Source organism: Micromonospora cremea (assembly GCF_900143515.1).
GTDB classification, from domain to species: domain Bacteria; phylum Actinomycetota; class Actinomycetes; order Mycobacteriales; family Micromonosporaceae; genus Micromonospora; species Micromonospora cremea.
Genome location: NZ_FSQT01000002.1, coordinates 3,507,819 through 3,530,949 on the forward strand (window position 1 = coordinate 3,507,819; position 23,131 = coordinate 3,530,949).

Genomic DNA, 23,131 nt, shown 5'->3' on the forward strand with positions numbered 1-23,131 from the left:
CGGCCGGGCATCATGGCCGCCGTGGCCCACGACCCTCTGCTGCGCGCCTCTGGCTCGCTCTTCGGCCTTGCCTATGGTGACGCGATCGGCAAGCCGACCGAATTCCTGACCGTCGCCGAAATCGAGCACCGGTACGGTCCGGCCGGTCCACGTGACCTGTCCGGCGAGCCGGCGCTGGTCACCGACGACACCCAGATGGCGCTGGCGGTGGGCTGGGCGCTGCACGAGGCTCCGTCGCTCACCCCGAAGGGGGTGGAGCCGCTGCTCCGGCGGCGCTTCCTGGCCTGGGCGGTCAGCCCGGACAACAATCGCGCCCCCGGCATGACCTGCCTTCGCGCCTGCGCCGAGCTGGGTCGCGGGCTCCGCTGGCAGGAGGCGACGGTGACCGCGTCCAAGGGGTGCGGTGCCAACATGCGGGTGACGCCGGTCGGCTTGCTCGATGTGGACCTGGACACGCTGGCCGGGCTGGCTCAGTTGCAGGCCGGGTTGACCCACGGCCACCCGACCGGGCTGGCGGCCAGCGAGCTCACCGCGTACGCGGTCTTCGCCCTGCGCGGGGGCGCCACGCTCGCCGAGCTTCCCGCGATTCTCACCGAGCGGGCGCGGACGCAGCGCCGCGTGTACCGGGAACAGTGGCTGGGTGACCTCTGGCAGCGCGCCGGGGTCGGCACCGCGGAGGACTTCATCGCGCGGGGCTGGGATGAGTGCCTGGCGGTGCTGGGCCGGCTGACGGCCGCCCTGGGCCAGCCGGACGACGGCGGTGACCCGTGCCGGGCCACCGGGGAGGGCTGGGTGGCCGAGGAGGCGCTGGCGACCGCTCTGCTCTGCGCCGTACGGCACGCCGACGACCCGGTCGCGGCGCTGGCCCGGGGTGCGACCACCGCCGGGGACTCCGACTCGATCGCCGCTCTGGCCGGCGCCTTCGTGGGCGCGGCCGCCGGGATGACCGCCTGGCCGCCGGGGTGGGCCGACCGGATCGAGTACGCCGACCAGCTCGCCACGCTCGGCGCGGCCTGGGACTGATCCTCGTCCCCGCTCCCGGAGCTGTCCTGCCTGGCCGGACCGAGCCGGGTGACCGGCGAAGGCCCGGCGGGGCGGCAGACGGTCAGCGGGTCGGCAGGTGGTTCAGGCTGCGGACCGACCGCCACAGGTCGGCGTCGCAGTTGCCGGCGCGGTCGGCGAAGGCGGCCGAGCTGATCCGGGTCGGCTCGGTGAGGCTCAGGTAGCTGTCGTGCTCGGCGCCGGGGTCCCAGTCCCGGGTGGGGATGCGGACGTGGTCGTCCCGGTCGCTCTTGTCCTGGCTGGTGATCTTCAGTACGTCGGCGCCCCGGGAGTCGGCGCGCAGCACCAGACACGGCCGCACCTTCGACCCGCTGCCGTCGGCGTACGGCACGTCGGCCCACCAGATCTCGCCCGGCGCCGGCGTGCCCGCCCCCCGAGCGGCGTCGCGCGACCGGGGCCTGGTGGCCGGCCGGTCGGCGGCGCGGGGTCGCGGCGGCGCGGGGCGACGTCCGCCGGTGCGGGCCGAGCCCGGCCGGCTGCCCGAGCGACGGTTCGCGACCCGGTGCCGCCAGCTGTTCCACGCCCAGCCGGCCGCCACCGCCAGCAGGATCGCCACCGCCCAGAGCAGGGCCTCGGGCATCGGTACCTCCGCCATCGTCCGGCGGCCCACCGGCCCCCGTCGTCCGGCGATCCTCGCACGCCGATCACCCCGCCGCGCGCCAACCACGCACCGCGTTCTCGTGATGACGAGAACGCTGGGTGCGGGTGGGCGACTGTTTGTCCCACCGGGCCGATACCGTGCCGGAGTAGCGTGATCAGGGAGGTCGCAGGCGTGTCCGAAGGTGGCGGTGTGTCCGAGGAGCAGATCGGTCAGCAGGTCAGCCCGGCGCAGGAGGCGGCGGCCGGCGCCGAGCCGACGCCGCAAGCTCGGGAGCGGCACGCCACGCTCAGCCGCGAGCTGACCGAGCATCAGTACCGCTACTACGTGCTGGACGCGCCGATCATCGCCGACGCCGAGTTCGACCGGCAGCTGCGTGAGCTGGAGGCGCTGGAGGATGAGTTCCCGGCACTGCGCACACCGGATTCGCCGACCCAGCGGGTGGGCGGCACCTTCTCCACCGACTTCACCCCGGTCACCCACGCCGAGCGGATGCTCTCGCTGGACAACGCCTTCGCCGACGAGGAGCTGGCCGCCTGGGCCGAGCGGGTCGAGCGGGACGCCGGCGGCCCGGCGCCCTACCTCTGCGAGCTGAAGGTCGACGGGTTGGCGATCAACCTGACCTACGAGGATGGCCGGCTGGTCCGGGCGGCCACCCGGGGTGACGGCCGCACCGGCGAGGACGTCACCGCCAACGTGCGCAGCATCCGGGACGTGCCGAGCCAGCTCACCCCGTCCGCCGAGTTCCCGGACATTCCCGGGCTACTGGAGGTCCGGGGCGAGATCTACTTCCCGATCGCCGCGTTCGCCGACCTCAACGCCGGCCTGGTCGAGCAGGGCCGAGCCCCGTTCGCCAACCCGCGCAACGCCGCCGCCGGCAGCCTGCGGCAGAAGGACCCACGGATCACCGCTTCCCGGCCGCTGCGTCTGGTGGTGCACGGCATCGGCGCCCGCCGCGGGTTCCAGCCCACCGCCCAGTCCGAGTCGTACGCGGCGCTGAAGGCGTGGGGCCTGCCGACCAGTGACCGGTGGCGGGTGGTGCCGGATCTGGCCGGCGTGGCCGAGTACATCGCCTACTACGCCGAGCACCGGCACGACGTCGAGCACGAGATCGACGGCGTGGTGGTCAAGGTCGACCCGGTGTCCATCCAGGGTCGGCTCGGGTCGACCAGCCGCGCCCCGCGCTGGGCGATCGCCTTCAAGTACCCGCCGGAGGAGGTCACCACCAAGCTGCTCGACATCGACGTCAACGTGGGGCGCACCGGGCGGGTCACCCCGTTCGCCGTGCTCGAACCGGTGCGGGTGGCCGGCTCCACCGTCGCGCTCGCCACCCTGCACAACGCCCGTGAGGTGGAGCGTAAGGGTGTGCTGATCGGCGACACCGTGGTGCTGCGCAAGGCCGGCGACGTGATTCCCGAGGTGCTCGGCCCGGTGGTCGACCTGCGCCCTGCCGACGCGCGGCCGTTCGTCATGCCGACCACCTGCCCGGCCTGCGGCACCCCGCTCGCACCGGCCAAGGAGGGCGACGTCGACATTCGTTGCCCCAACACCCGCAGCTGTCCCGCCCAGCTACGCGAACGGGTGTTCCACCTCGCCGGCCGCGGCGCGTTCGACATCGAGGTGCTCGGCTACAAGGGCGCGGCGGCGCTGCTGGACGCGGAGATCATCGCCGACGAGGCGGACCTCTTCCAGCTCGACGCCGAGCAGCTGGCGCGGTCCCCGTTCTTCGTCAACAAGGACGGCAGCCTGGGCAGCAACGCGGTCAAGCTGCTGGACAATCTGGCCGTGGCCCGGGAGCGCGACCTGTGGCGGGTGCTGGTGGCGCTCTCCATCCGGCATGTCGGCCCGACCGCGGCCCAGGCGCTCGCCCGGCACTTCCGCTCCATGGAGGCCATCGACGCGGCCAGCGAGGAGGAGCTCTCCTCGGTCGACGGGGTCGGTCCGACGATCGCGGCCAGCATCCGGGAGTGGTTCGCCGTGGACTGGCACCGCGACGTGGTCCGCAAGTGGGCCGAGGCGGGCGTACGGATGGCCGAGGAGGCGGTCGACGAGGGGCCGCGCCCGTTGGAGGGGCTGACCGTGGTGGTGACCGGCACGCTCGCCGGCTTCTCCCGTGACCAGGCCGCCGAGGCGGTGCAGAGCCGGGGCGGCAAGGTCAGCGGCTCGGTCTCCAAGAAGACGAGCTTCGTGGTGGTAGGGGACAACCCGGGGTCCAAGGCCGACAAGGCGGCCAGCCTCAAGGTGCCGGTGCTCGACGAGGACGGGTTCCGGCTGCTGCTGGACGCGGGTCCGGACGCCGCGCGGGACGTCGCCCGGCTGGAGGGCTGACCGCTCCGGCGACCGCTGGCCGCGCATACCAACTTAATTACGACTACGACCGATTCGTGACTGTCATACCGGGAAACCCGGGGCTGAGGGCGTTTCATTGGGTCACGGCGTGCATACGGGCACGCCGACCGTTGGTCGGGAGGTGTGATGGAGGTCGCCGACCCGCGCAACTCCGTCCCGCCCGGACGGGTGGCGCCGTTCACCGCCTTCATCGTCAGCATCCTGGCGGTCGCCGCGTTGACCGCCGCCGGTCCACTCGCGACGCTCCCGGCCGAGCTGTCCCGGCTGCCGGTGGCGTTCTGGACGATGGCCGCGCTCGCGCTGGTCTGCGACGCCCGCCCGTTCGTGCCCCCGGGGCGCCGGCAGTCCTCCGCGGTCTTCCCGTCCACCTGCTTCACCTTCGCGATCCTGCTCGGCTGGGGGCTCGGCCCGGCGGTGGCGGTGCAGGCGGTCGGGGTGGTCGTCTCGGGCTGGCGGATGCGGCACGCCGCGTGGCGGACGGCGTTCAACGTCGGCCAGTACGCCTGCGCCCTCGCCGCCGCGTACGGGATCCTCCAGCTCGGGCCGGGCATCGTCTTCTCCGGCGGTCGGTTGCACTGGACCGACGTGGTCGCCGTCGGCGGCGCCACGGTGGCCTGGTTCGTGGTCAACTACGGGCTGGTCAGCTGGGCGGTACGGCTGCGCTTCGGCGACCGGTGGTGGCCCACCGTCCGGCAGGGCCTCGGTTTCGAACTGCTCTCCACGGGCTCACTGCTGCTGCTCGCCCCGGTGCTGGTCGCCGCGGCGCGGGTCAGCGCGGCGCTGATTCCGCTGGTGCTGGTGCCGCTCTTCGCCGTGTACCGGATGGCCCGGCTGACCGTCGAGCAGCAGCACCTCGCCGCCGCGGACCCGCTCACCGGGCTGCCCAACCGCAAGGCCCTGCTGGCCGAGGTGGCGGAGCAGGTGCACCTGCACGCCGAGCGGACCGCTCGCGGCGAACCCGATGGGCACCTGGCGCTGCTGCTGATCGACCTGGACCGCTTCAAGAACGTCAACGACGCGCTCGGGCACGCCGTGGGCGACCGGCTGCTCGTCGAGGTCAGCGCCCGACTCACCGACGTGGAGCCCCGCCCGCAGATGATCGCCCGGCTCGGCGGCGACGAGTTCGCCATCGTGATGACCGGGCTGACCGACGCGAGCCAGGCGCGTGACCTGGCCGACCGGGTGGTCGCGGCGCTGGCCGAGCCGGTGCCGCTGGACGGGCTGCCACTGGACGTGGGCGGCTCGATCGGGATCGCGCTCTTCCCGGAGCACGGCGAGGACTTCGCCACCCTGATGCGCCACGCCGACGTGGCGATGTACGACGCCAAGCACCGCAACGACACGGTGGCCGTCTACGCCCCGGCATCCGATCACAACTCCGCCGAGCGGCTCAGCCTCCTCGCCGACCTGCGCCGGGTACTGGAGTCCGGCCCGTCGGTCGACGACCCGCTGGACGCCGAGCCGGCGGGACACGCCCGGCCGGCGGGAACGGCCGACGAGGACGACCGGGACGCGGGGGCGGCCGAGTCGGGTGGCGCCGAGCGGGCGGCCGACCTACCCCTCGGCACGGCGGCGGAGGTGCGCGGCGGGGATGGTGCGGCGCTGCCCAGCGGTGACCTGCGCCCCGCCGAGGCCGCGCCGCACGAGGACGCGTCGCCGGTGGTCGCCGCGCTCCCGCCGTCCGGCGGCCGGTGGTGGGGGCGCCGCCGCCGGCCGGGCACCGAGCTGACGCACGCCGACGAGCTGATCAACCGGATCGCCACCGGCGCCGACCCGATCCGTGGCCGGAACACCCGCGCCACGGTCGCCGGCACCCGCCCGGGCCCGGTCCGGGACCGGCGCGCCGGGGGCGGGCAGGGACGGCGATCGCCGAACGGGGGCGCGGTGTCCGCGCTGGCTGGCGGCGGCGCCGGTCCGCGACGTGACGTCGGGCCGGCCACGCCGGACGTGCCGCTCGGGCCGACCGGTTGGGCGCACTCCGGCGGTGAGACGGCCGACGACGCCGGCGAGATCACCATGTACTACCAGCCGCAGATCGCCATCGCGACCGGCGAGGTGGTCGGCGTCGAGGCGCTGCTGCGCTGGCGGCACCCACGGCGGGGGATGGTCGACCCGGAGGAGCTGATCCGGGTGGCCGAGCAGAGCGCGGTGATGCGACTGCTCACCCGGCGGGTGGTCGACGACGTGGTGGAGCAGCTCGCCAAGTGGTCGGCGGCCGGCATCGGGCTGCGGGCGGCACTGAACGTGAGCGTGCGTGACCTGCACACCGGCGAGATCGCCGACCAGATCGCCGACCGGCTGAGCCGCTACGGGGTGCCGGCCGAGCGGCTGCAACTGGAGATCACCGAGGGTGCCCTGATGGCCGACCCGCGCCGGGTGCTGGCCACGATCTCCCGGCTGCACCGGATCGGGGTGGCCATAGCCCTGGACGACTTCGGCACCGGGTATTCCTCACTGCAGCACCTGCGTCGGCTACCGCTGTCCGAGGTGAAGGTGGACCGCTCGTTCGTGCTGGGCATGGCCGACGACGCCGACGACGCGGCGATCGTCCGGTCGATGATCGAGCTGGCCGGCGCGCTGGGGCTGCGGGTGGTCGCCGAGGGCGTGGAGGACGAGCGGACCTGGCGGATGCTGCACGCCGCCGGCTGCGACGCCGCGCAGGGCTGGTTCTACGCCCGACCGATGCCCGCCGAGGAGCTGGTCACCTGGCTGGCCCGGTACCGACCGGTCCGCCCGAGCGGCGGCCCGGAGCCGGACGCCGGCCGTCGTCCGACCCGCTGACCCGCCCGCCGACGCGGCGCGAGAGGCCGGCGGAGGGGGAGTCGTGGACGCGGCACCGGAGCGGAACAATAGACTCGCTCCGGTCACCGCGCGTCACGCTCCACCCGTCGCGCGATCGGCACACCGCCCGACCAGCAGGACATCAGAAGGGGGCACGGATGGCCGCCATCTCCCGCGAGGAGGTCGCGCACCTGGCGCGCCTGTCGCGGCTCGCCGTCACCGAGGAGGAGCTGGACATGTTCGCCGGCCAGCTCGACGTGATCCTCCAGGCGGTCGCCCAGGTCGGCGAGGTCGCCGCGGCGGACATCCCGCCGACCTCGCACTCGGTGCCGCTGACCAACATCTTCCGCGAGGACGTGGTCACGCCGTGCCTGACCCCGCAGGAGGTGCTGTCGGGCGCACCCGACGTCGAGGACCAGCGGTTCCGCGTACCGCGGATCCTGAGTGAGGATGTGGCCTCATGAGCGACCTGACCAGAATGACCGCGACGGAGATCGCCGCCCTGGTCGCTGGCGGCGAGACCTCCGCCGTCGAGGTGACCCGCGCCCACCTGGACCGGATCGCCGCGGTCGACGACCGGGTGCACGCCTTCCTGCACGTGGACACCGACGGCGCGCTGGCCGCCGCCCGCGCCGTGGACGAGCGCCGGGCCGCCGGCGAGGAGCTGGGCCCGCTGGCCGGCGTGCCGGTCGCGGTGAAGGACGTGCTCGCCACCCGGGGCGTGCCGACCACCGTGGGGTCGAAGATCCTGGAGGGCTGGCGCCCGCCGTACGACGCGACGATCGTGCAGCGGCTGCGTGAGGCCGGCACGGTGATGCTCGGCAAGACGAACATGGACGAGTTCGCGATGGGCTCCTCCACCGAATACTCGGCGTACGGCGCGACGCACAACCCGTGGGACCTGAGCCGGATCCCGGGCGGCTCAGGTGGCGGCAGCGCCGCCGCGCTGGCCGCGTACGAGGCGCCGCTGGCGATCGGCTCGGACACCGGCGGCTCGATCCGCCAGCCCGGCGCGGTCACCGGCACCGTCGGCGTGAAGCCCACCTACGGCGGCACCTCCCGCTACGGGCTGGTCGCCTTCTCCTCGTCGCTGGACACCCCCGGCCCGTGCGCCCGTACGGTGCTCGACGCGGCCCTGCTGCACCAGGTGATCGGCGGGCACGACCCGCGCGACTCCACCTCGATCCCGCAGCCGGTGCCGGACGTGGTGGCCGCGGCGAAGCTCGGCGCGACCGGTGACCTGACCGGCGTGCGGCTCGGCATCGTCAGCGAGTTCGTCGGTGAGGGCGCCGAGCCGGGCGTGATGGCCGCGTTCCGCGAGGCGGTGGACGCGCTGGCCAAGCTGGGTGCGGAGATCGTCGACGTGTCCTGCCCGACCTTCGCCTACGCGCTGCCCGCGTACTACCTGATCGCCCCGAGCGAGTGCTCCTCCAACCTGGCCCGGTTCGACGGCGTCCGGTTCGGCCTGCGGGTCGGCGACGACGGCAACCGGTCGCTGGAGGAGGTCATGTCGCTGACCCGGGAGGCCGGTTTCGGCCCCGAGGTCAAGCGCCGGATCATGATTGGCACGTACGCGCTGTCGTCGGGTTACTACGACGCGTACTATGGGCAGGCGCAGAAGGTCCGGACGCTGATCACGCGGGACTTCACCGCCGCGTTCGAGCGGGTCGACGCCCTGATCTCGCCGACCACCCCGTCCGTGGCGTTCCCGATGGGCGCGCGCACCGCCGACCCGTACCAGATGTACCTGGCCGACCTGTTCACCATCCCGACGAACCTGTACGGCGGACCGGGCATCTCGGTGCCCTGCGGCCTCTCCGAGGGGCTGCCCGTCGGCCTGCAGGTGATGGCCCCGACGATGGCCGACGACCGGATGTACCGGGTCGCCGCCGCGCTGGAGTCCGCGGTCGGCACGTTCACCCCACCGGCACTGTGAGGCAGGAGCCCAGATGACGACGACGCTGCCCGCGTACGACGAGGTCGTCGCGCGCTACGAACCGGTGATCGGCCTGGAGACCCACGTCGAGCTGGGCACGAACACCAAGATGTTCTGCGGCTGCCCGACCGACTTCGGTGGCGAGCCGAACACCCGGGTCTGCCCGGTCTGCCTGGGCCTGCCTGGTTCGCTGCCGGTGGCCAACAAGGCGGCCATCGAGGCGATCATCCGGATCGGCCTGGCGCTGAACTGCTCCATCGCCGAGTGGTGCCGGTTCGCCCGGAAGAACTACTTCTACCCGGACATGCCGAAGAACTTCCAGATCAGCCAGTACGACGAGCCGATCTGCGTCGACGGCTACCTGGACGTCGAGGTCAACGGCGAGACGGTGCGGATCGAGATCGAGCGGGTGCACCTGGAGGAGGACACCGGCAAGACGCTGCACGTCGGTGGCGCCACCGGCCGCATCCACGGCGCGACCGAGTCGCTGGTCGACTACAACCGGGCCGGCATTCCGCTGGTCGAGATCGTCACCAAGCCCATCCCGGGCACCGGCGCGCTCGCGCCCGACGTGGCCCGGGCGTACGTCACCGAACTGCGGGACGTGATCCGCACTCTCGGCGTCTCGGACGTGCGGATGGAGGAGGGTTCGCTGCGCTGCGACGTGAACACCTCGCTCAACCTGCCGGGGCAGGAGTGGGGCACCCGCACCGAGACCAAGAACGTCAACTCGCTGCGCTCGGTGGAGCGGGCGGTCCGCTCGGAGATGCTGCGGCAGGCCTCGGTGCTGGACGCCGGCGGCCGGATCACGCAGGAGACCCGGCACTTCCACGAGGACACCGGCGACACCACCCCGGGACGCTCCAAGGAGACCGCGACCGACTACCGGTACTTCCCGGAGCCGGACCTGGCGCCGATCGCCCCGGACCCGGCCTGGGTCGCGGAGCTGAAGGCCGCCCTGCCGGAGCTGCCGCGGGTGCACCGGCGCCGCCTCCAGCAGCAGTGGGGCCTGTCCGACCTGGACATGCAGTCGGTGCTGAACGCCGGTGCGGTCGAGCTGATCGAGGCGACCGTCGCCGCCGGCGCCACGCCGGCCGCCGCCCGTAAGTGGTGGCTCGGCGAGCTGTCCCGCAGGGCCAACGAGAGCGGCGTGGAGCTGGCTGACATCGGCGCCACCCCGGCCCAGGTCGCCGAGTTGCAGGGCCTGGTCGACGCCGGAAAGCTCAACGACAAGATGGCCCGCGCGGTGCTGGAGGGCGTGGTCGACGGTGAGGGCTCGCCCACCGAGATCATGACCAACCGGGGCCTGGAGGTCGTGTCGGACACCGGCGCGCTCACCGCCGCGGTGGACGAGGCGATCGCCGCCAACCCCGGCATCGCGGACAAGATCCGTAGCGGCAAGGTCGCCGCGGCCGGCGCGCTGGTCGGCGCGGTCATGAAGACCACGCGCGGCCAGGCCGACGCGAAGACCGTCCGCGAGCTGGTCCTGGAGCGCCTCGGCGTCCAGGGCTGAAACCCGCCCGGAGCAGGCCGTCGCCGTGACCCGGCGGCGGCCTGTAACCGCTGTCGCGTACGCGGCCACCCCGCGTCCCCCTCGCGAGGGCGTCAACGACGACGCCCGGATGGAGTCACCGTGAACCAGCACGACCTCGATGTCCTCGACGAGATCCAGCGGCGGGTGCTCTGGCTCGCCACCCGGATCGTGGACGCCGCCAACCACGACCGGGTCACCGGCGACGGGGTGAAGGTCGGCGGGCACCAGGCGTCCAGCGCCTCCCTGGTCACCGCGATGACCGCGCTCTGGTTCGCGCACCTGGACGCCGAGGACCGAGTCGCCGTCAAGCCGCACGCCTCCCCGGTGTTCCACGCCATCCAGTACCTGCTCGGCAACCTGGACCGCTCGTACCTGCCGCGGCTGCGGGCCCGGGGCGGCCTCCAGTCGTACCCGTCGCGCACCAAGGACCCCGACGAGGTGGACTTCTCCACCGGTTCGGTCGGTCTCGGCGCCGCGGCGCCGCTCTTCGCCGCCGCCACCCGGCGTTACGTCGACGCGCACTTCGGCGCCCGCCCGCACTCCCGGTTCGTCGCGCTGATCGGCGACGCCGAGCTGGACGAGGGCAACATCTGGGAGGCGGTCGCCGACCCCGCCACCACCGGCCTGGGCAACGTCATGTGGCTGGTCGACTTCAACCGCCAGTCGCTGGACCGGGTGGTGCCCGGCATCCGGATCAACCAGTGGCGCGGCCAGTTCGAGGCGGCCGGCTGGCACGTCGTGGAGGTCAAGTACGGCCGCCGGCTCGCCGAGGCGTACGCCCGGCCCGGCGGCGAAGCGCTGCGCGACTGGATCGACGCGATGCCCAACGAGCAGTACCAGTCGCTGTTCGGGCTGGCCGGCACGGCGCTGCGCAAGCAGTTCCTGGACGGCGCGCCGTCCGGCATCGCCGAGCTGATCGCCGACGTCGCCGACGAGGAGCTGGGCCCGCTCGTCACCGACCTCGGCGGGCACGACCTGCAGGCGATGCTCGACGCGTACGCCCAGTGCGACGCGGTCACCGACCGGCCCAGCGTCGTCTTCGCGTACACGGTCAAGGGGTGGGGGTTGCCCATCGCCGGCAACCCGCGCAACCACTCGGCGCTGCTCAGCACCGAGCAGGTCGACGCGTTGCGCGCCGCGCAGGGGCTGACCCGCGAGACCGAGTGGGATCGCCTCGACCCGGCGTCACCCGCCGGCATCCGGGCCGGCGCCCGCCGGGAGGCGCTGTCCCGCGCGCCCCGCGAGCGGGCGCTGGGGGTCACGGTTCCGGAGAGCACAGGAGTACGCGCGGCCAAGCCGATCTCCACGCAGGAGGTCTTCGGCCGGGTGCTGGTGGACCTGGCTCGGGACCGGGAGGTCGGCCGCTACCTGGTGACGACGGCACCGGACGTGGCCACCTCCACCAACCTCGCCGGGTTCATCAACAAGACCGGGGTGTTCGCCCCGACCGAGCAGCGTTCCTGGACCGAGGACCGGATGCTGCGCTGGACGGAGAGCCCCGCGGGGCAGCACATCGAGCTGGGCATCTCGGAGATGAACCTGTTCCTGCTGCTCGGCCAGCTCGGCCTGTCCTGGGATCTGTCCGGGCAGCCGCTGCTGCCGGTGGGCACGGTCTACGACCCGTTCGTGCTGCGGGGCCTGGACGCGTTCCTGTACGGCACCTACTCCGGCTCCCGGTTCGTGGTCGCCGGCACCCCGTCGGGCATCACCCTGGCCCCGGAGGGCGGCGCCCACCAGTCCACCATCACCGCCTCCGTCGGGCTGGAGCTGCCCGGGGTGACCTTCGTCGAGCCGGCGTACGCGACCAGCCTGGACTGGCTGCTCTGCGACGCGCTCGGGCGGATCGCCGGCGGGTCGGCCCCGGCCGCCACCGCCGCGCCGACCGAGGACGGGGCGTACTACTTCCGGCTGAGCACCCGGCCGCTGGACCAGGCGCCGTTCGAGGCGGCCCGGGCTCGGCTCGGCGACGCGGTGCTGCGCCGGCAGGTGGTGGCCGGGGCGTACCGGTTGGTCGACGCCCACCAGGCGTACCCGCACCTGGCCGACGCCCCGGTGGTGCAGCTGGCCGCCTCGGGTGCGGTGCTGCCCGAGGTGCTGGCCGCCGCCGCCGAACTGGCCGAGGAGGGCGTCGCCGCGCACGTGGTGGACGTGACCTCGCTGGATCGGCTCTACCGGGCCTGGCAGCGCACGCTGCGCCAGGGTGTGCGGACGGCGACGGTGCCGAGCGTGCCGGGCGCGCTGCGGTCCGCGTTCGCCGACCGGGTGCCGGTGGTGACCGTGCACGACGCCGCGTCGCACGCGATGGCCTGGCTCGGATCGGCGGTCGGCGCCCCGGCGGTGCCCCTCGGGGTGGACGAGTTCGGTCAGTCCGGCACCGTGGCGGAGCTGTACGAGCTGCACGACCTGCTGCCCGGCAGCATCGTCAACGCCGCCCTGGCCGCCCTCGCCCTGCGCTGACGCCCGAGTTCCCGACGGTGCGGCCCCGGCCCGCGTTCAGCGGGTCGGGGTGGGAGTGACCGAGGGGGACGGCCCGGCGGTCGGGCCGTCCACCACGTGCCGTTCCAGGTTGACCTGGGCCTGCCCGGTGCCGCCGACGGTGATGTCGTCGTACGCCTGGAGCATCTTTTGCTGGTCGAAGTAGAGCACGCTCATCGACAGCGGGGTCGGCTTCTCACCCTCCAGACCCCGAAGCCCGGCGCCGCCGGTGGAGCCCTCCACCATCAGCGTGGTGGGCTGCTGGCCGGGGGCCTGGGGCAGCTTGGAGATCTGGCGGGCGTGGGTGTGCCCGGCGAGCACCAGCGGGCAGGTGCCGGCGAGCGGCCCGGCCGACGCCGGGTCGTGCACCAGCGCGATGTTCACCGGCCGTGGTGAGCGGCGCACGGTCGTGGCGAGCTGTTCGCCGGCTCCGATCACCTGGTCGGCAACCTGCTGGGTCAGCCCGCTGCCGGCCGGCGACGTGTTCTTGTCCGGGGTGAAGCGGGGGTCGCCGATGCCGGCGATGGTCAGCCCGGCGACCGTGGTCGTCGAGTTGTTCAGCACGATCGCATTCGGTTGGCGGGCCACCGCGGCGCCGGTCCGGCCGGAGTCGTGGTTGCCCCGGATGAAGACGTACGGCTTCTTCAGCAGGCCGATCGAGCCGACGAAGGACGCCTCCGGCTCGCTGCCCCAGTCGGTGATGTCCCCGGTGTCGATCACCACGTCGATGTCGAACTGCTCCACCACCGTCCGGATCAGCTGCCAGGCGGTCGGGTTGAGGTGCAGGTCCGAGATGTGCAGGACCCGGGTGGTGCCCGGGGCCGGCTCGAACACCGGCAGCGCCGACACCGTGGTGTAGAGCTGGCTGACGTTGCCGACGATGCGTTGCAGCTGCTCGGCGTACTTGGTGTAGTCGTTGGCGATCCGGCGGGCGTCACCGACGATGGCCGGCGCGTTGACCAGCAGCCCCTCGTAGCGCGGCTCCTCTATCGCCTGCGGGCGCAGGGTGGCCGCCGCCGTGCCGAGGCTGCCGGCGGTGACCAGGAGCGCCAGCCCGCCGGCCCAGGCGGTGCGCCGTACGTCGCGGAAGGCCAGCCCGGCCAGGATCAGGGTGACCAGCACCGCCGAGGCGAGAGTCCGCAGGCCGAGCCGCATCACCCCGGACCGGACGTCCTCGACGGCGCTCTGGCTGGCCCGGCTGATGCTGGCGGGGTCGTCGATCAGCGCCTCGGTGCGCCCCTGGTCCAGTGCGCCGAGTCGCACGGTGAGGTGCGTGGGCCCGTCGTGGCTGTCGAGCAGCAGCGCGCCGAGTGGCGGCACGTCGACGGTAGTGCCGCCGGCGCTGGCGGGGGCGAGGGTGAGGGTGGCCCGGAACGGCCCGATGTCGGTGTCCACCCGGCCGCCGGCGAGCACCCCGAGCACGGCTCCGGCCAGTGCCACGGCGAGCACGGCGAGGATGACCCCGGTGCGGCGCACGGGACCGGGCCGGCCTACCGACCGCCTCGGCGCAGGACTGGTCACCGGCTCGTCCCGGTCCCCGGCGCCGTCGTGCTGCTCGTCGTGCTGCCCGTCCATGCTGAGAGTCTGACCTGCCCGTCGGAGGATCTTGGCAAACCTGACCGGATGGTGACGCGAATCAGCTGCGACCGCCGTCGCCGCCGGCGAAGACCACCCGCAGGAGACGGTCGTCGTCGGCCGCCGGGGCGCCCCGTCCGTCGTGGTTGGAGGTGCTCACCCAGAGTGAGCCGTCCGGCGCGGCGGCCACTGCGCGCAGCCGGCCGTACCGGTTGGTGAGCAGCTCGCTGGGCTGCCCGAGCAGCGTGCCCGTGTCGGTCAGCTCCATCACCCAGAGCCGCTTGCCGCGCAGGCAGCCGGTGACCAGCAGCCGGTCCGTGGCGGCCAGGCCGGAGCAGGACGCGTCCGAGGTCGCCCACTGGGTGATCGGGTCCGTGTACCGCCTGTCGTCAACCCGCCCCTCAACCTCCGGCCAGCCGTAGTTGCCACCCTTGGTGATCTGGTTGATCTCATCCCAGGTGTTCTGGCCGAACTCGACGGCGTACATCCGTTTGGCTGCGTCCCAGGTGAAGCCCTGCACGTTGCGGTGCCCCAGCGACCAGACCGGGGAGCCGGGGTACGGATTGCCCGCTGCGGGCTTGCCGTCCGGGGTGATCCGCAGGATCTTGCCGCCGAGGCTCTTCACGTCCTGGGAGTTCGGGCGCTGCCCGGCGTCCCCCGTGCTGACGTAGAGCTGCCCGTCGGGGCCGAAACCCAGCCCACCGCCGTTGTGCACGTTGGCTTTCGGGATGCCGGTGAGGATCGGGGTGGGTTGCCCGCCGAGTTGCAACCGGACGACCCGGTTGTCCTGCTCGGTGGTGTAGTAGACGAAGAGCGTCCGGTCCCGGTCGTAGCCGGGGGAGACGGCGATGCCCAGCAGGCCGCCCTCGCCCGCCGCGGCCACGTCGGTGATCGTCTGCACCACGCGGATCCGCAGCCCGTCCGGCCCGGACTCGGGGCCGACCTGGAGGATCCGGCCGCTGTCCCGCTCGGTGACCAGCGCCCCGCCGTCCGGCAGGAAGGCGATGGCCCAGGGCACCCGCAGCCCCTTGGCGAGCACGGTCGCCACCGCCTGCTGGCCGGCGCCGCCAGGGCTGGCCGACGCCGACGGGGTCGGCAGGTTGGGCGGCTCACCGGCCGGGTCCGGCTCCGGCTCACCGAAACTGCAACCGGCGGTGAGGAGCAGGGCCGCGCAGGACGCCGCGAGGGCCGCACGGAGGCGGCGGATGCGAGAGTACGGGGGACGGGCGCTCACCCGGCCCAGGGTAGCCCGCCGGCCGCCCCGGCCGGGCCCGACGGGATCCGACCGGCCGCCGGTGGTGGGGCCGGTGATCCCCGGGTGGACGGTTCAGCGAGCCCGTACGGCCAGCAGCGCGGTGTCGTCCTCACGGTGCCGGATCGAGCTGAGCAGCAGGTCGCACAGCTTGTCGAGGGGCAGCGTGTCGGTGCCGGCCAGCCGGGCCACCAGCTCGGCCAGCCCGTCGTCGATGGACCGGTCCCGTCGTTCGATCAGCCCGTCGGTGTAGAGCAGCAGGGTGTCGCCGACGGCCAGGCTGGTCGATCGGCTGGTTCGCCGCGACGGGCGAGCCAGGCCGAGCAGCGGCTCCGGCGGCGCTTCGAGGATCTCCACCGCCCCGCCGGCGCGGACCAGCAGGGCCGGCGGGTGCCCGGCGTTGCACCACGTCATCTCCCGGGCGCCGGAACGCTCGGGACAGATCCGGACCAGCGTCGCGGTGGCCGGGATCGGCAGCCGCAGGCCGCGCATCGCGCCGTCCAGGTGGGTCATCAGCTCGCCGACCGTGTCCGGCCGGCCGAACGCGTTGCCGCGCACCAGGTTGCGCAGCTGACCCATGGTCGCCGCCGCCTCGATGTCGTGCCCGGCGACGTCTCCGATCGCGGCGATCAGATCCCCGTCGGGTTGGACGAAGGCGTCGTACCAGTCGCCGCCCACCGCCACCCGGTCGGCCGCCGGCTGGTAGCGGGCCGCCAGCTCCAGCTCGGGTACGACCGGCAGCCGCGGCAGCATGCTGTGCTGCAGGACCTCGGCGACGTGCCGCTGCTCGCCGTACATCGAGCTGTTGCCGATCGCCTGTCCGGCCCGGCGGCCGATGTCCACCGCGGTGAGCAGGTCGCGGTCGTCGAACTGCTGGCGTTGGGAGTCGTTCACGAGGGTGATCGCGCCCAGCACGGTGCCGCCGGCGGCCCGCACCGGCACGCTCAGGTAGGAGGCGATGCCCAGGCGGGCGGCGATCGACGACATCTCCGGGTTCGTGGTTCCCCGCGTCACGTCGGCCAGTGACGCCACGCCGCCGAGCCGGGGCTGGCCGGTCCGCAGCACCGCCCGGATGATCGACTCCGGGCTCAGACCGGTACGCAGCAGCTCGGCGAAGCGGTCGACGTCCGCCGTCCGGGCCGGATCGCGGTGCACCGCGACCACCTCGCGGGGCAGACCGGTCGGCCCGACCAGGGTGAGCAGGCACCAGTCGGCGAGCAGCGGCACCATGGTGGCGGCGAGCCGGCGCAGCGCCGTGCCCACGTCCAGCGTGCCGGCCAGCGTCTCGCTCACCCCGGCGAGCAGTTCCAGCCGATCGTGCGCCTGCACGACCCGCCGGCGGTCCTCCTGCGCGCCGTCCAGCGCGATCCGCAGCCGTAGCTCCGACGAGCAGGCGGCAGCCAGGTCGGCCAGCGTCTGCAGCTGCCCGGCGGTCCAGACCCGCGGTTTGCTGTCGATGGCGCAGAGTGAGCCGAGCACCCGGCCGGAGAGGTCGGTCAGCGGCATCCCCGCGTACGCGACCATGCCGAGGTCGTCGATGGCCAGGTTGTCCCGTACCCGGGGGTAGAGCCGGGCGTCCGGCAGCACCATGGGCACCTCGATGTCCACCACGTGCTGGCAGAACGAGTGGCTCAGCGGGGTGTGCCGGCGCTCCGCCCAGGGCTCGGGCAACCCGACCGCGCCCGGAAAGAACTGCCGGTCGGCGGAGACCAGGGAGACCAGCGCGACCGGAACGTCCAGCAGGTCACTGACCAGGCGGGCGAACCGCTCGAACGCCTCGTCCGGGGCGGCGTTCAGCCCGGTGTCGGCGAGCGCCCGCAGCCGTGCCGGGTCGCTGAGCGCCGGGGGTGGGGCGATCGCGCGCCGGGGGCGGGCGGGGGAGCCGTCGGTCATCGCGAACCTGTCTGCCGGGGTGGAGGCCGAACTGGGCTCCGGCCCCTCGTTATACCTCGTCGGCGCCTGGCCTGAACATCGGTGTGCCGAGGCTCGCTCGCCCTGCGCGCCGCCACCTCCGGATCCCCGTTTGCCGCCGTGCCCGCACCGTCCACGGCCTCGGAGGCTATCGTCGGCGGACGTGAAGGTATGGATCCCGCACCAGGCCGGCCTGAACCTCATCGGCGAACTGCCCCCGGACGTGACGGTGGAGGTCGTCGAGCACGCCGACCGGCTGCCCTCGGCGGTGGCCGACGTGCGGTTCTGGGTGCCGCCGTTCCTGGCCGGCTCGGACGCGACCGCCCTGCTGCACGAGCTGCCCGATCTGGCGGCGGTGCAGCTGCTCTCCGCCGGGGCGGACGCCTGGGCCGGCCGCATGCCGGCGGGCGTCACGCTGTGCGACGCCCGGGGCGTGCACGACCCGTCCACCGCCGAGTGGGTCGTCACCGCGATCCTGGCCCAGCTGCGGGCGTTCCCGGCCTTCGTCCGGGCGCAGGCCGACCGGCGGTGGGCGTTCCAGGAGGAAGCCCCGACCGACGAGCTGACCGGCAAGCGGGTGCTCATCGTCGGGGCCGGGTCGATCGGCACCGCGGTACGGAACCGGCTCGCCCCGTTCGAGGTGAGCTTCACCCTGGTCGCGCGGACCGCCCGGCCCGAGCAGGGGGTGCACGGCGTCGACGAGCTGCCCCGGCTGCTGCCCGAGGCCGACGTGGTGGTGGTGCTGGTGCCGCTCACCGACCAGACCCGTGGCCTGATCGACAAGGAGTTCCTCGCCGCGATGCCGGACGGGGCGCTGCTGGTCAACGCGGCCCGGGGGCCGGTGGCCCGTACCGAGGCGCTCGTCGCCGAGTTGGGCACCGGCCGGATCGCGGCGGCGCTGGACGTCACCGACCCGGAGCCGCTGCCCGCCGACTCTCCGCTCTGGACGATGCCGAACGTGCTGCTCACCCCGCACGTGGCCGGGTCGGTGCGGGGGCTGCTGCCGCGGGCCTACCGGCTGGTCGGCGATCAGGTGCGGCGGTTCGCCGCCGGTCAGCCGCTGATCAACACGGTGGTCGACGGGTACTGACGGGAAGAGGTCTCAGCCGGCCGTGTCGGGCAGCGTCTGGCCGGTGGCGGAGACCAGCCGGGGCAGGTCCGTGCCGCGGACGGCCGGCAGGACGACCTGCTGGCCGTCGTCGAGCCGGGCGACCGCCCGTCCGCGCTGGTCGGTGACCAGCTCGACGACCCGGTCCCAGCTGATCCGGCGCTGCCCCGTCAACGCCCGCAGGCGCAGCTCCCGGGCGTCGGCGTCGGTGCCGGCCCGCCAGGCCCACACGCCGACGGCGAGTGGGACGAGCAGCACCGGCAGCAGGTACGCCCGGGCGTTGGCCAGCGGCAGGGCGCCGATGAAGGCGATGACCGCGGCCACCAGGATGGCTTGGTTGTACCGGAAACGGACCGTGTCGGGCGTACTCACCCTCTGATGATCCCACCACCGGCCGGTCCGGCTCGCGGCGGGCGGTGTCCGGCCGGTCAGCAGGCCGTACAGTGACACGGGTCACTGGCTCCTTCGGGTGACCGACGCGTAACCGATCTGGCCGCCGTTCGTTCTCGATTGTTGGGCAGCGGACCCGCAACGTCCGGCGCCCCGCACCGCCGCACCGCCCCCGTGCCCCTCACGAAGGCGACCGCCGTGCTCCTCGCGTACCCGTTCCGCCTCCTCGTCCCCCGCCGGGCCGCACCGGAGGCCGCCGTGTCCGCGGCGGTGGCGCTGCTCGTCCTCACCGGTGCCGCTGATCTGGTCCCGACCTCGGTGGTGATCGCGCTGGCCGGTGGCGCGGGCGCCACGCTCGCCGGGGTGCGGCTCTCCCGGCTGGCGACCCGCCGCCCCACCGATGCGTCCCCCACCGAGCTGTCGCCCACCGAGGTCACGCCCGCCGACCCGTCGACCGCCGGACCGTGGCGCGCCGACGCACCGCCCGGTAGGCCGATCGCAGTCGATCCCGTCGCCACGATGCCGTCGGGGCCCACGCCGCCCGCGTCGGGCGTGGATGCGGCCGGCGGGATGCCGGCGGCACGTCCGGCCGGGCGAGCCACCCGGCGGCGCGTGGCCGCACGTGCGGCGGGCGTGCTGCTCGACGCGGCGGTGGTGGCGGCCGGCCTCACCGCCGCCGTGCTGCCGCTGGCCGACACCGGGCACCGGACCGCGGCGCTGGTCGGGTTGCTGGTCGCGGCAGCCCTGTCCGCGGCCGGACTGCGCCGGCTCCCCGACCGGACGCGGCCACCGGTCCGGGTCCGGCTGCGCCACCTGATCGAGGCGACCGGCCCGGCCGTGGGGCTGGCCCTCGCCGCCTGGCTGCTGCTGCCCCGGGACATCCTGCCGGTGCCCGCCCGACTGGTCGCGGCACTGGGGCTCGGCGGGCTGGGCATGGCCGCGCTCAGTGCGCTCACCGGCCCGCATCGGCGCTCGGGTGCCGCGATCTGCCGGGGTGGAGTTCTGCTCACCCTGGTCGGGCTGGCGCTGCTGGCCACCCTGCCGCCCGCGCCGGCCGGTCGGGCGGCCCTGCTGGCCGTACCGCCGCTGGTGCTCGGGATGCTGCTCACCGCGCTGGGTGCGGGCGACGCCATGGATGCCGCCGGCGTGGAGGCGACGGATGAGCCGGCCGCCTGGCCCCGCTCGGTGCTCCCGGCGGCGATGCTGCTGCTGGCGGCGGGTCTGCACCTGGGCGCTGGCCGTTCGCCGGACCGGATGAGCGTGCTGCTGGCCGTGGCCGCGGTGCCGCCACTGGTGCTGCGCGAGCTGTTGCGCGCCGGTGACACGGCAACTCCCGACCGCCGTGCCGCACACCGCCGGCGTGCCGGCCGGGCCGTCCGGCACCGCCGCGCGAGCCAGCCACGCTGGCTCGGCGCGCCGGACCGCCGGGCCGGCGCGCCCGACGACCGGCCCGCCAGCTCGAACAGCATCGGCTCGACCTGGCCGCCCGACGGCGCGGTGCCGTGGTCGCCGCTCAGCCCCCGATCCGCGCGAGGTGGCGGCGGTCCGGGCGACCGCGCGGCCCTGATGGATGCCCTCGCCGCGATCGGCGACGTGCCGGCGCCAGCCGGCGCGCTGCTGCTGGTCGACCTGCACGGCGCGGACGGGATCGGCCCGGCGGCCAGGGAGGACGTGCTGGCCGAGGCGGTCCGTCGGGCCCGCGCGGTCGTCGCCCCCGGCGACCTGGTCACCGGCTGCGCGGGTGCCGGCTTCGCGGTGGTCACCGCCGTCGGCCCGGTGCTGGCGTACGCGTTGGGCACCCGGCTGATGACGGCGCTCACCCCGCCCTACCGGCTGGCCGGGTCGGTGCTGCGGGTGCAGGCGAGCATCGGGCTGGCCGAGGTGAGCGGCGCCGGACCGGCGGACGTGCTCCGCCAGGCCGAGCTGGCCCGGCGGCGGGCCGTGCAGCTGGGCCGGGACCGGGTCGAGTGGTACGACGCGTTCCTCGAGGAGCAGTTGGTCCGCCGGCTCGACCTGGAGCGTGAGCTGCCGGGTGCGGTGGCGCGTGGCGAGCTGGATCTGGTCTACCAGCCGGTGCTCGACCTGGGCGGCCGGCAGCCGGTGGGCGCTGAGGCGCTGCTGCGCTGGCGCAGCCCGGTGCTGGGCACGGTGCTCCCGGCTGAGCTGCTGCCGGTCGCCGAGGACCTGGACCTGGTCGGGGAGTTGGAGTGGTGGGTGTTGGACCGGGCGTGCCGCCAGTTGGCCGACTGGTCGGCGGGCACCCGGGAGCTGTGGATGGCGGTCAACGTCACCACCCGGGAGTTGACCACGCCCGACTTCGTGCAGCGTGCCGCGGCCGTACTGGCCGCGTACGGGGTGTCGCCGGAGCGGCTGGTGGTGGAGGTGGCTGAGCCGAGGATCGCCGCCGACCTGCCGACCGTGGTGGCCCGGCTGGCCGGCCTGCGGTCGCTGGGCGTCCGCACCGCGCTGGACGACTTCCGGGCCGAACAGGCCTCGCTGGCCCAGCTGCGCCGGCTGCCGATCGACCTGCTCAAGGTGGGCCCGGAGCTGGTGGGCGCCCGACCGGACGGGCAGCCGCCGCTGATCGACGTGGTGGTCAACGTCGGCGAGCGGCTGGGGGTGGAGATCGTCGCCGAGGAGCTGGAGTCACCGGCCCAGGTCGAGGGGGCGCACCGGGCCGGCTGCCGGTACGGGCAGGGCTTCGCGCTGGCCCGCCCGGCGACCGCCGAGCGGGTCGAGGCGTACTTCGAGGAGTTTCCCTCGACGTCCCGCTGACCACTCACCGCGGGTGAACCGGCTCACCTGCTCCGCGGAGGTGCGGTGCTGCCGCGCGGGGTGAGGTGCGGCGTCTCGTCCTGGACCCGGGTCGCGGGCTGCCCGGCGATGACGGCGAGAAGTTGCCGGGCGGCGTGCGCGCCGTACGCCGGGATGTCGCGGCCCAACGCGGTCAGCGGCGGGTGCACCAGCCGGCAGAGCGGTGAGTCGTCCCAGGCCACGATGGACAGATCGCCCGGCACGGTGAGCCCCATCTCCTGGGCCACGGAGAGCCCGGCGATGGCCATCACGTCGTTGTCGTAGATGACCGCGGTGGGCCGCTGCGCGGCGCTGAGCAGGCGGCGGGTGGCCCGGCCGCCCTCCTCGCCGGTGTAGTCGGACCAGACGGTGACCGCGTCGAGCAGGTCGAGCCGCCGGCATACCGCCGCGAAGGCCTCGGTACGGATCTCGGTGTGCCGCAGGTCGGGCAGGCCGCCGACCCGGGCGATGCGGCGGTGCCCGAGCGCGACCAGGTACTGCACCGCCTCGGTCAGTGCGGCTGCGTCGTCGGACCAGACGCTGGCCAGGTCGCCGGTGCCGCCCGGCCCGCCGATCACCACCGCCGGTAGCTGGAGCTGTTCGAGGGCGGGGATGCGGCGGTCGTCGGTGCGCAGGTCGCAGACGAGCACGCCGTCCACCCGGCGCTCGCCCCACCAGCGCCGGTAGACCGCGATCTCGGCGTCCTGGTCGGCCACCACCTGGAGGGTCAGCGCGTACGAGCGGGCGGAGAGTTCGGCCTCGACGCCGCTGATCAGCTCCATGAAGAACGGCTCGATGCCCAGTATCCGGGCCGGTCGGCACAGGGCCAGGCCGACCGCCTCGGCCGTGGCGCCGGAGAGTGCCCGGGCGGCGCTGCTCGGGCTGAACCCGATCTCGTCGGCGATGGCCAGGATGCGCTGCCGGGTGGTCTCGGAGACGCCGGGCTGCCCGTTCAGCGCGTACGACACGGCGCCCTTGGACACCCCGGCGCGTCGGGCGACGTCGGCGATGGTCGGCCGCTTCACCGGCGTGCTCCTTCACTCTCCGCCCCCAGGGGCCGGGTTTCTGGCTGACCGTCACCACACTCGGCCCGGTCAGCGGGCGGCGGGGTGAGTCGGCGGCCTCAACCTAGCGCAACCGGTGTCGGCGGCGGGCGACCGAAAGTCCACGATCGAATCGGCCGCCGGCTGCGGGGTGCTTGCACGGTTCAGCGTACCGATGCCCTCGCGGTTTCAGAGCGCGGTCCGGCGTGCGGAGCTGCTACGGAAAGCGCTCCACCACTCGTGTTCGCGCTCCCAGGAATCCCTCCGGGTGACGGGCCGAGCACCGCCGTAACAAGCCGTTGACACCCCTGGAACCGGCCCGTA

At 74.1% G+C, this 23,131-nt stretch carries 15 protein-coding genes; 9 read left to right on the top strand and 6 right to left on the bottom strand.

Annotated features, from left to right (window positions below; translation table 11 throughout):
* The first annotated feature begins 12 nt into the window (after positions 1 to 12).
* Positions 13 to 1,023: an ADP-ribosylglycohydrolase family protein gene (locus BUS84_RS29980; protein WP_074317622.1), complete on the top strand. Its 1,011-nt coding sequence runs from the start codon at positions 13 to 15 to the stop codon at positions 1,021 to 1,023.
* Between the two features lie 82 nt (positions 1,024 to 1,105).
* Here BUS84_RS29980 and BUS84_RS29985 read toward each other — a convergent pair whose 3' ends face one another.
* Positions 1,106 to 1,642, bottom strand: a complete 537-nt coding sequence (locus tag BUS84_RS29985; RefSeq protein WP_074319210.1) for a type II toxin-antitoxin system PemK/MazF family toxin — start codon at positions 1,640 to 1,642, stop codon at positions 1,106 to 1,108.
* A 210-nt stretch (positions 1,643 to 1,852) separates the two neighbouring features.
* Between BUS84_RS29985 and ligA the strand changes: the two genes are divergently transcribed.
* From ligA to BUS84_RS30015, 6 genes are all read left to right on the top strand, one after another.
* Complete coding sequence (gene ligA / locus BUS84_RS29990) at positions 1,853 to 3,988, top strand: NAD-dependent DNA ligase LigA (RefSeq protein ID WP_074319211.1); 2,136 nt, start codon at positions 1,853 to 1,855, stop codon at positions 3,986 to 3,988.
* Between the two features lie 147 nt (positions 3,989 to 4,135).
* Positions 4,136 to 6,790, top strand: coding sequence for a putative bifunctional diguanylate cyclase/phosphodiesterase (locus BUS84_RS29995; RefSeq protein WP_074317623.1), 2,655 nt, complete (start codon positions 4,136 to 4,138; stop codon positions 6,788 to 6,790).
* A 158-nt stretch (positions 6,791 to 6,948) separates the two neighbouring features.
* Positions 6,949 to 7,254: an Asp-tRNA(Asn)/Glu-tRNA(Gln) amidotransferase subunit GatC gene (gene gatC, locus BUS84_RS30000; RefSeq protein WP_074317625.1), complete on the top strand. Its 306-nt coding sequence runs from the start codon at positions 6,949 to 6,951 to the stop codon at positions 7,252 to 7,254.
* Positions 7,251 to 8,726: an Asp-tRNA(Asn)/Glu-tRNA(Gln) amidotransferase subunit GatA gene (gatA, locus tag BUS84_RS30005; protein WP_074317627.1), complete on the top strand. Its 1,476-nt coding sequence runs from the start codon at positions 7,251 to 7,253 to the stop codon at positions 8,724 to 8,726. The genes gatC and gatA overlap by 4 nt, the downstream gene beginning before the upstream one ends.
* 13 nt (positions 8,727 to 8,739) lie before the next feature.
* Positions 8,740 to 10,239 (top strand): Asp-tRNA(Asn)/Glu-tRNA(Gln) amidotransferase subunit GatB, encoded by a 1,500-nt coding sequence (gatB, locus tag BUS84_RS30010; protein WP_074317628.1) that lies wholly within the window; start codon positions 8,740 to 8,742, stop codon positions 10,237 to 10,239.
* Positions 10,240 to 10,359: 120 nt separating this feature from the next.
* Positions 10,360 to 12,717: a transketolase-like TK C-terminal-containing protein gene (locus tag BUS84_RS30015; RefSeq protein ID WP_074317629.1), complete on the top strand. Its 2,358-nt coding sequence runs from the start codon at positions 10,360 to 10,362 to the stop codon at positions 12,715 to 12,717.
* Positions 12,718 to 12,753: 36 nt separating this feature from the next.
* On the opposite strand, the gene BUS84_RS30020 is transcribed toward BUS84_RS30015, so the two are convergent.
* From BUS84_RS30020 to BUS84_RS30030, 3 genes are all read right to left on the bottom strand, one after another.
* The gene (locus tag BUS84_RS30020) at positions 12,754 to 14,310 is read right to left on the bottom strand and encodes a metallophosphoesterase (protein WP_074317630.1); all 1,557 of its coding nucleotides are present in this window, start codon (positions 14,308 to 14,310) and stop codon (positions 12,754 to 12,756) included.
* 61 nt (positions 14,311 to 14,371) lie between these two features.
* A complete protein-coding gene (locus BUS84_RS30025) occupies positions 14,372 to 15,544 on the bottom strand; it encodes a PQQ-dependent sugar dehydrogenase (RefSeq protein WP_074317632.1) in 1,173 nt (390 codons plus the stop codon).
* A 93-nt stretch (positions 15,545 to 15,637) separates the two neighbouring features.
* Positions 15,638 to 17,455 (bottom strand): SpoIIE family protein phosphatase, encoded by a 1,818-nt coding sequence (locus tag BUS84_RS30030; protein WP_074317634.1) that lies wholly within the window; start codon positions 17,453 to 17,455, stop codon positions 15,638 to 15,640.
* 181 nt (positions 17,456 to 17,636) lie between these two features.
* Between BUS84_RS30030 and BUS84_RS30035 the strand changes: the two genes are divergently transcribed.
* Positions 17,637 to 18,563 carry a 2-hydroxyacid dehydrogenase gene (locus BUS84_RS30035; protein ID WP_074317636.1) on the top strand — a complete coding sequence of 309 codons (927 nt, stop codon included), beginning with the start codon at positions 17,637 to 17,639 and terminating at the stop codon, positions 18,561 to 18,563.
* A gap of 12 nt (positions 18,564 to 18,575) precedes the next feature.
* Here BUS84_RS30035 and BUS84_RS30040 read toward each other — a convergent pair whose 3' ends face one another.
* Positions 18,576 to 18,953: a PH domain-containing protein gene (locus BUS84_RS30040; protein ID WP_074319212.1), complete on the bottom strand. Its 378-nt coding sequence runs from the start codon at positions 18,951 to 18,953 to the stop codon at positions 18,576 to 18,578.
* 216 nt (positions 18,954 to 19,169) lie between these two features.
* On the opposite strand from BUS84_RS30040, the gene BUS84_RS30045 reads away from it, so the two are divergent.
* Positions 19,170 to 21,746, top strand: a complete 2,577-nt coding sequence (locus tag BUS84_RS30045) for a GGDEF domain-containing phosphodiesterase (RefSeq protein ID WP_244298773.1) — start codon at positions 19,170 to 19,172, stop codon at positions 21,744 to 21,746.
* Between the two features lie 23 nt (positions 21,747 to 21,769).
* Here the strand turns inward: BUS84_RS30045 and BUS84_RS30050 are convergent, their stop codons facing one another.
* The gene (locus tag BUS84_RS30050; protein WP_074317637.1) at positions 21,770 to 22,789 is read right to left on the bottom strand and encodes a LacI family DNA-binding transcriptional regulator; all 1,020 of its coding nucleotides are present in this window, start codon (positions 22,787 to 22,789) and stop codon (positions 21,770 to 21,772) included.
* Between the last annotated feature and the right edge of the window lie 342 nt (positions 22,790 to 23,131).

Excerpts from the sequence above, each read along its gene's own strand:
- gatA (WP_074317627.1), top strand. The coding sequence starts at position 7,251 with ATGAGCGACCTGACCAGAATGACCGCGACGGAGATCGCCGCCCTGGTC.
- BUS84_RS30030 (WP_074317634.1), bottom strand. The coding sequence starts at position 17,455 with ATGACCGACGGCTCCCCCGCCCGCCCCCGGCGCGCGATCGCCCCACCC.
- gatC (WP_074317625.1), top strand. The coding sequence starts at position 6,949 with ATGGCCGCCATCTCCCGCGAGGAGGTCGCGCACCTGGCGCGCCTGTCG.
- BUS84_RS29980 (WP_074317622.1), top strand. The coding sequence starts at position 13 with ATGGCCGCCGTGGCCCACGACCCTCTGCTGCGCGCCTCTGGCTCGCTC.
- BUS84_RS30020 (WP_074317630.1), bottom strand. The coding sequence starts at position 14,310 with ATGGACGGGCAGCACGACGAGCAGCACGACGGCGCCGGGGACCGGGAC.
- BUS84_RS29995 (WP_074317623.1), top strand. The coding sequence starts at position 4,136 with ATGGAGGTCGCCGACCCGCGCAACTCCGTCCCGCCCGGACGGGTGGCG.
- BUS84_RS29985 (WP_074319210.1), bottom strand. The coding sequence starts at position 1,642 with ATGCCCGAGGCCCTGCTCTGGGCGGTGGCGATCCTGCTGGCGGTGGCG.
- gatB (WP_074317628.1), top strand. The coding sequence starts at position 8,740 with ATGACGACGACGCTGCCCGCGTACGACGAGGTCGTCGCGCGCTACGAA.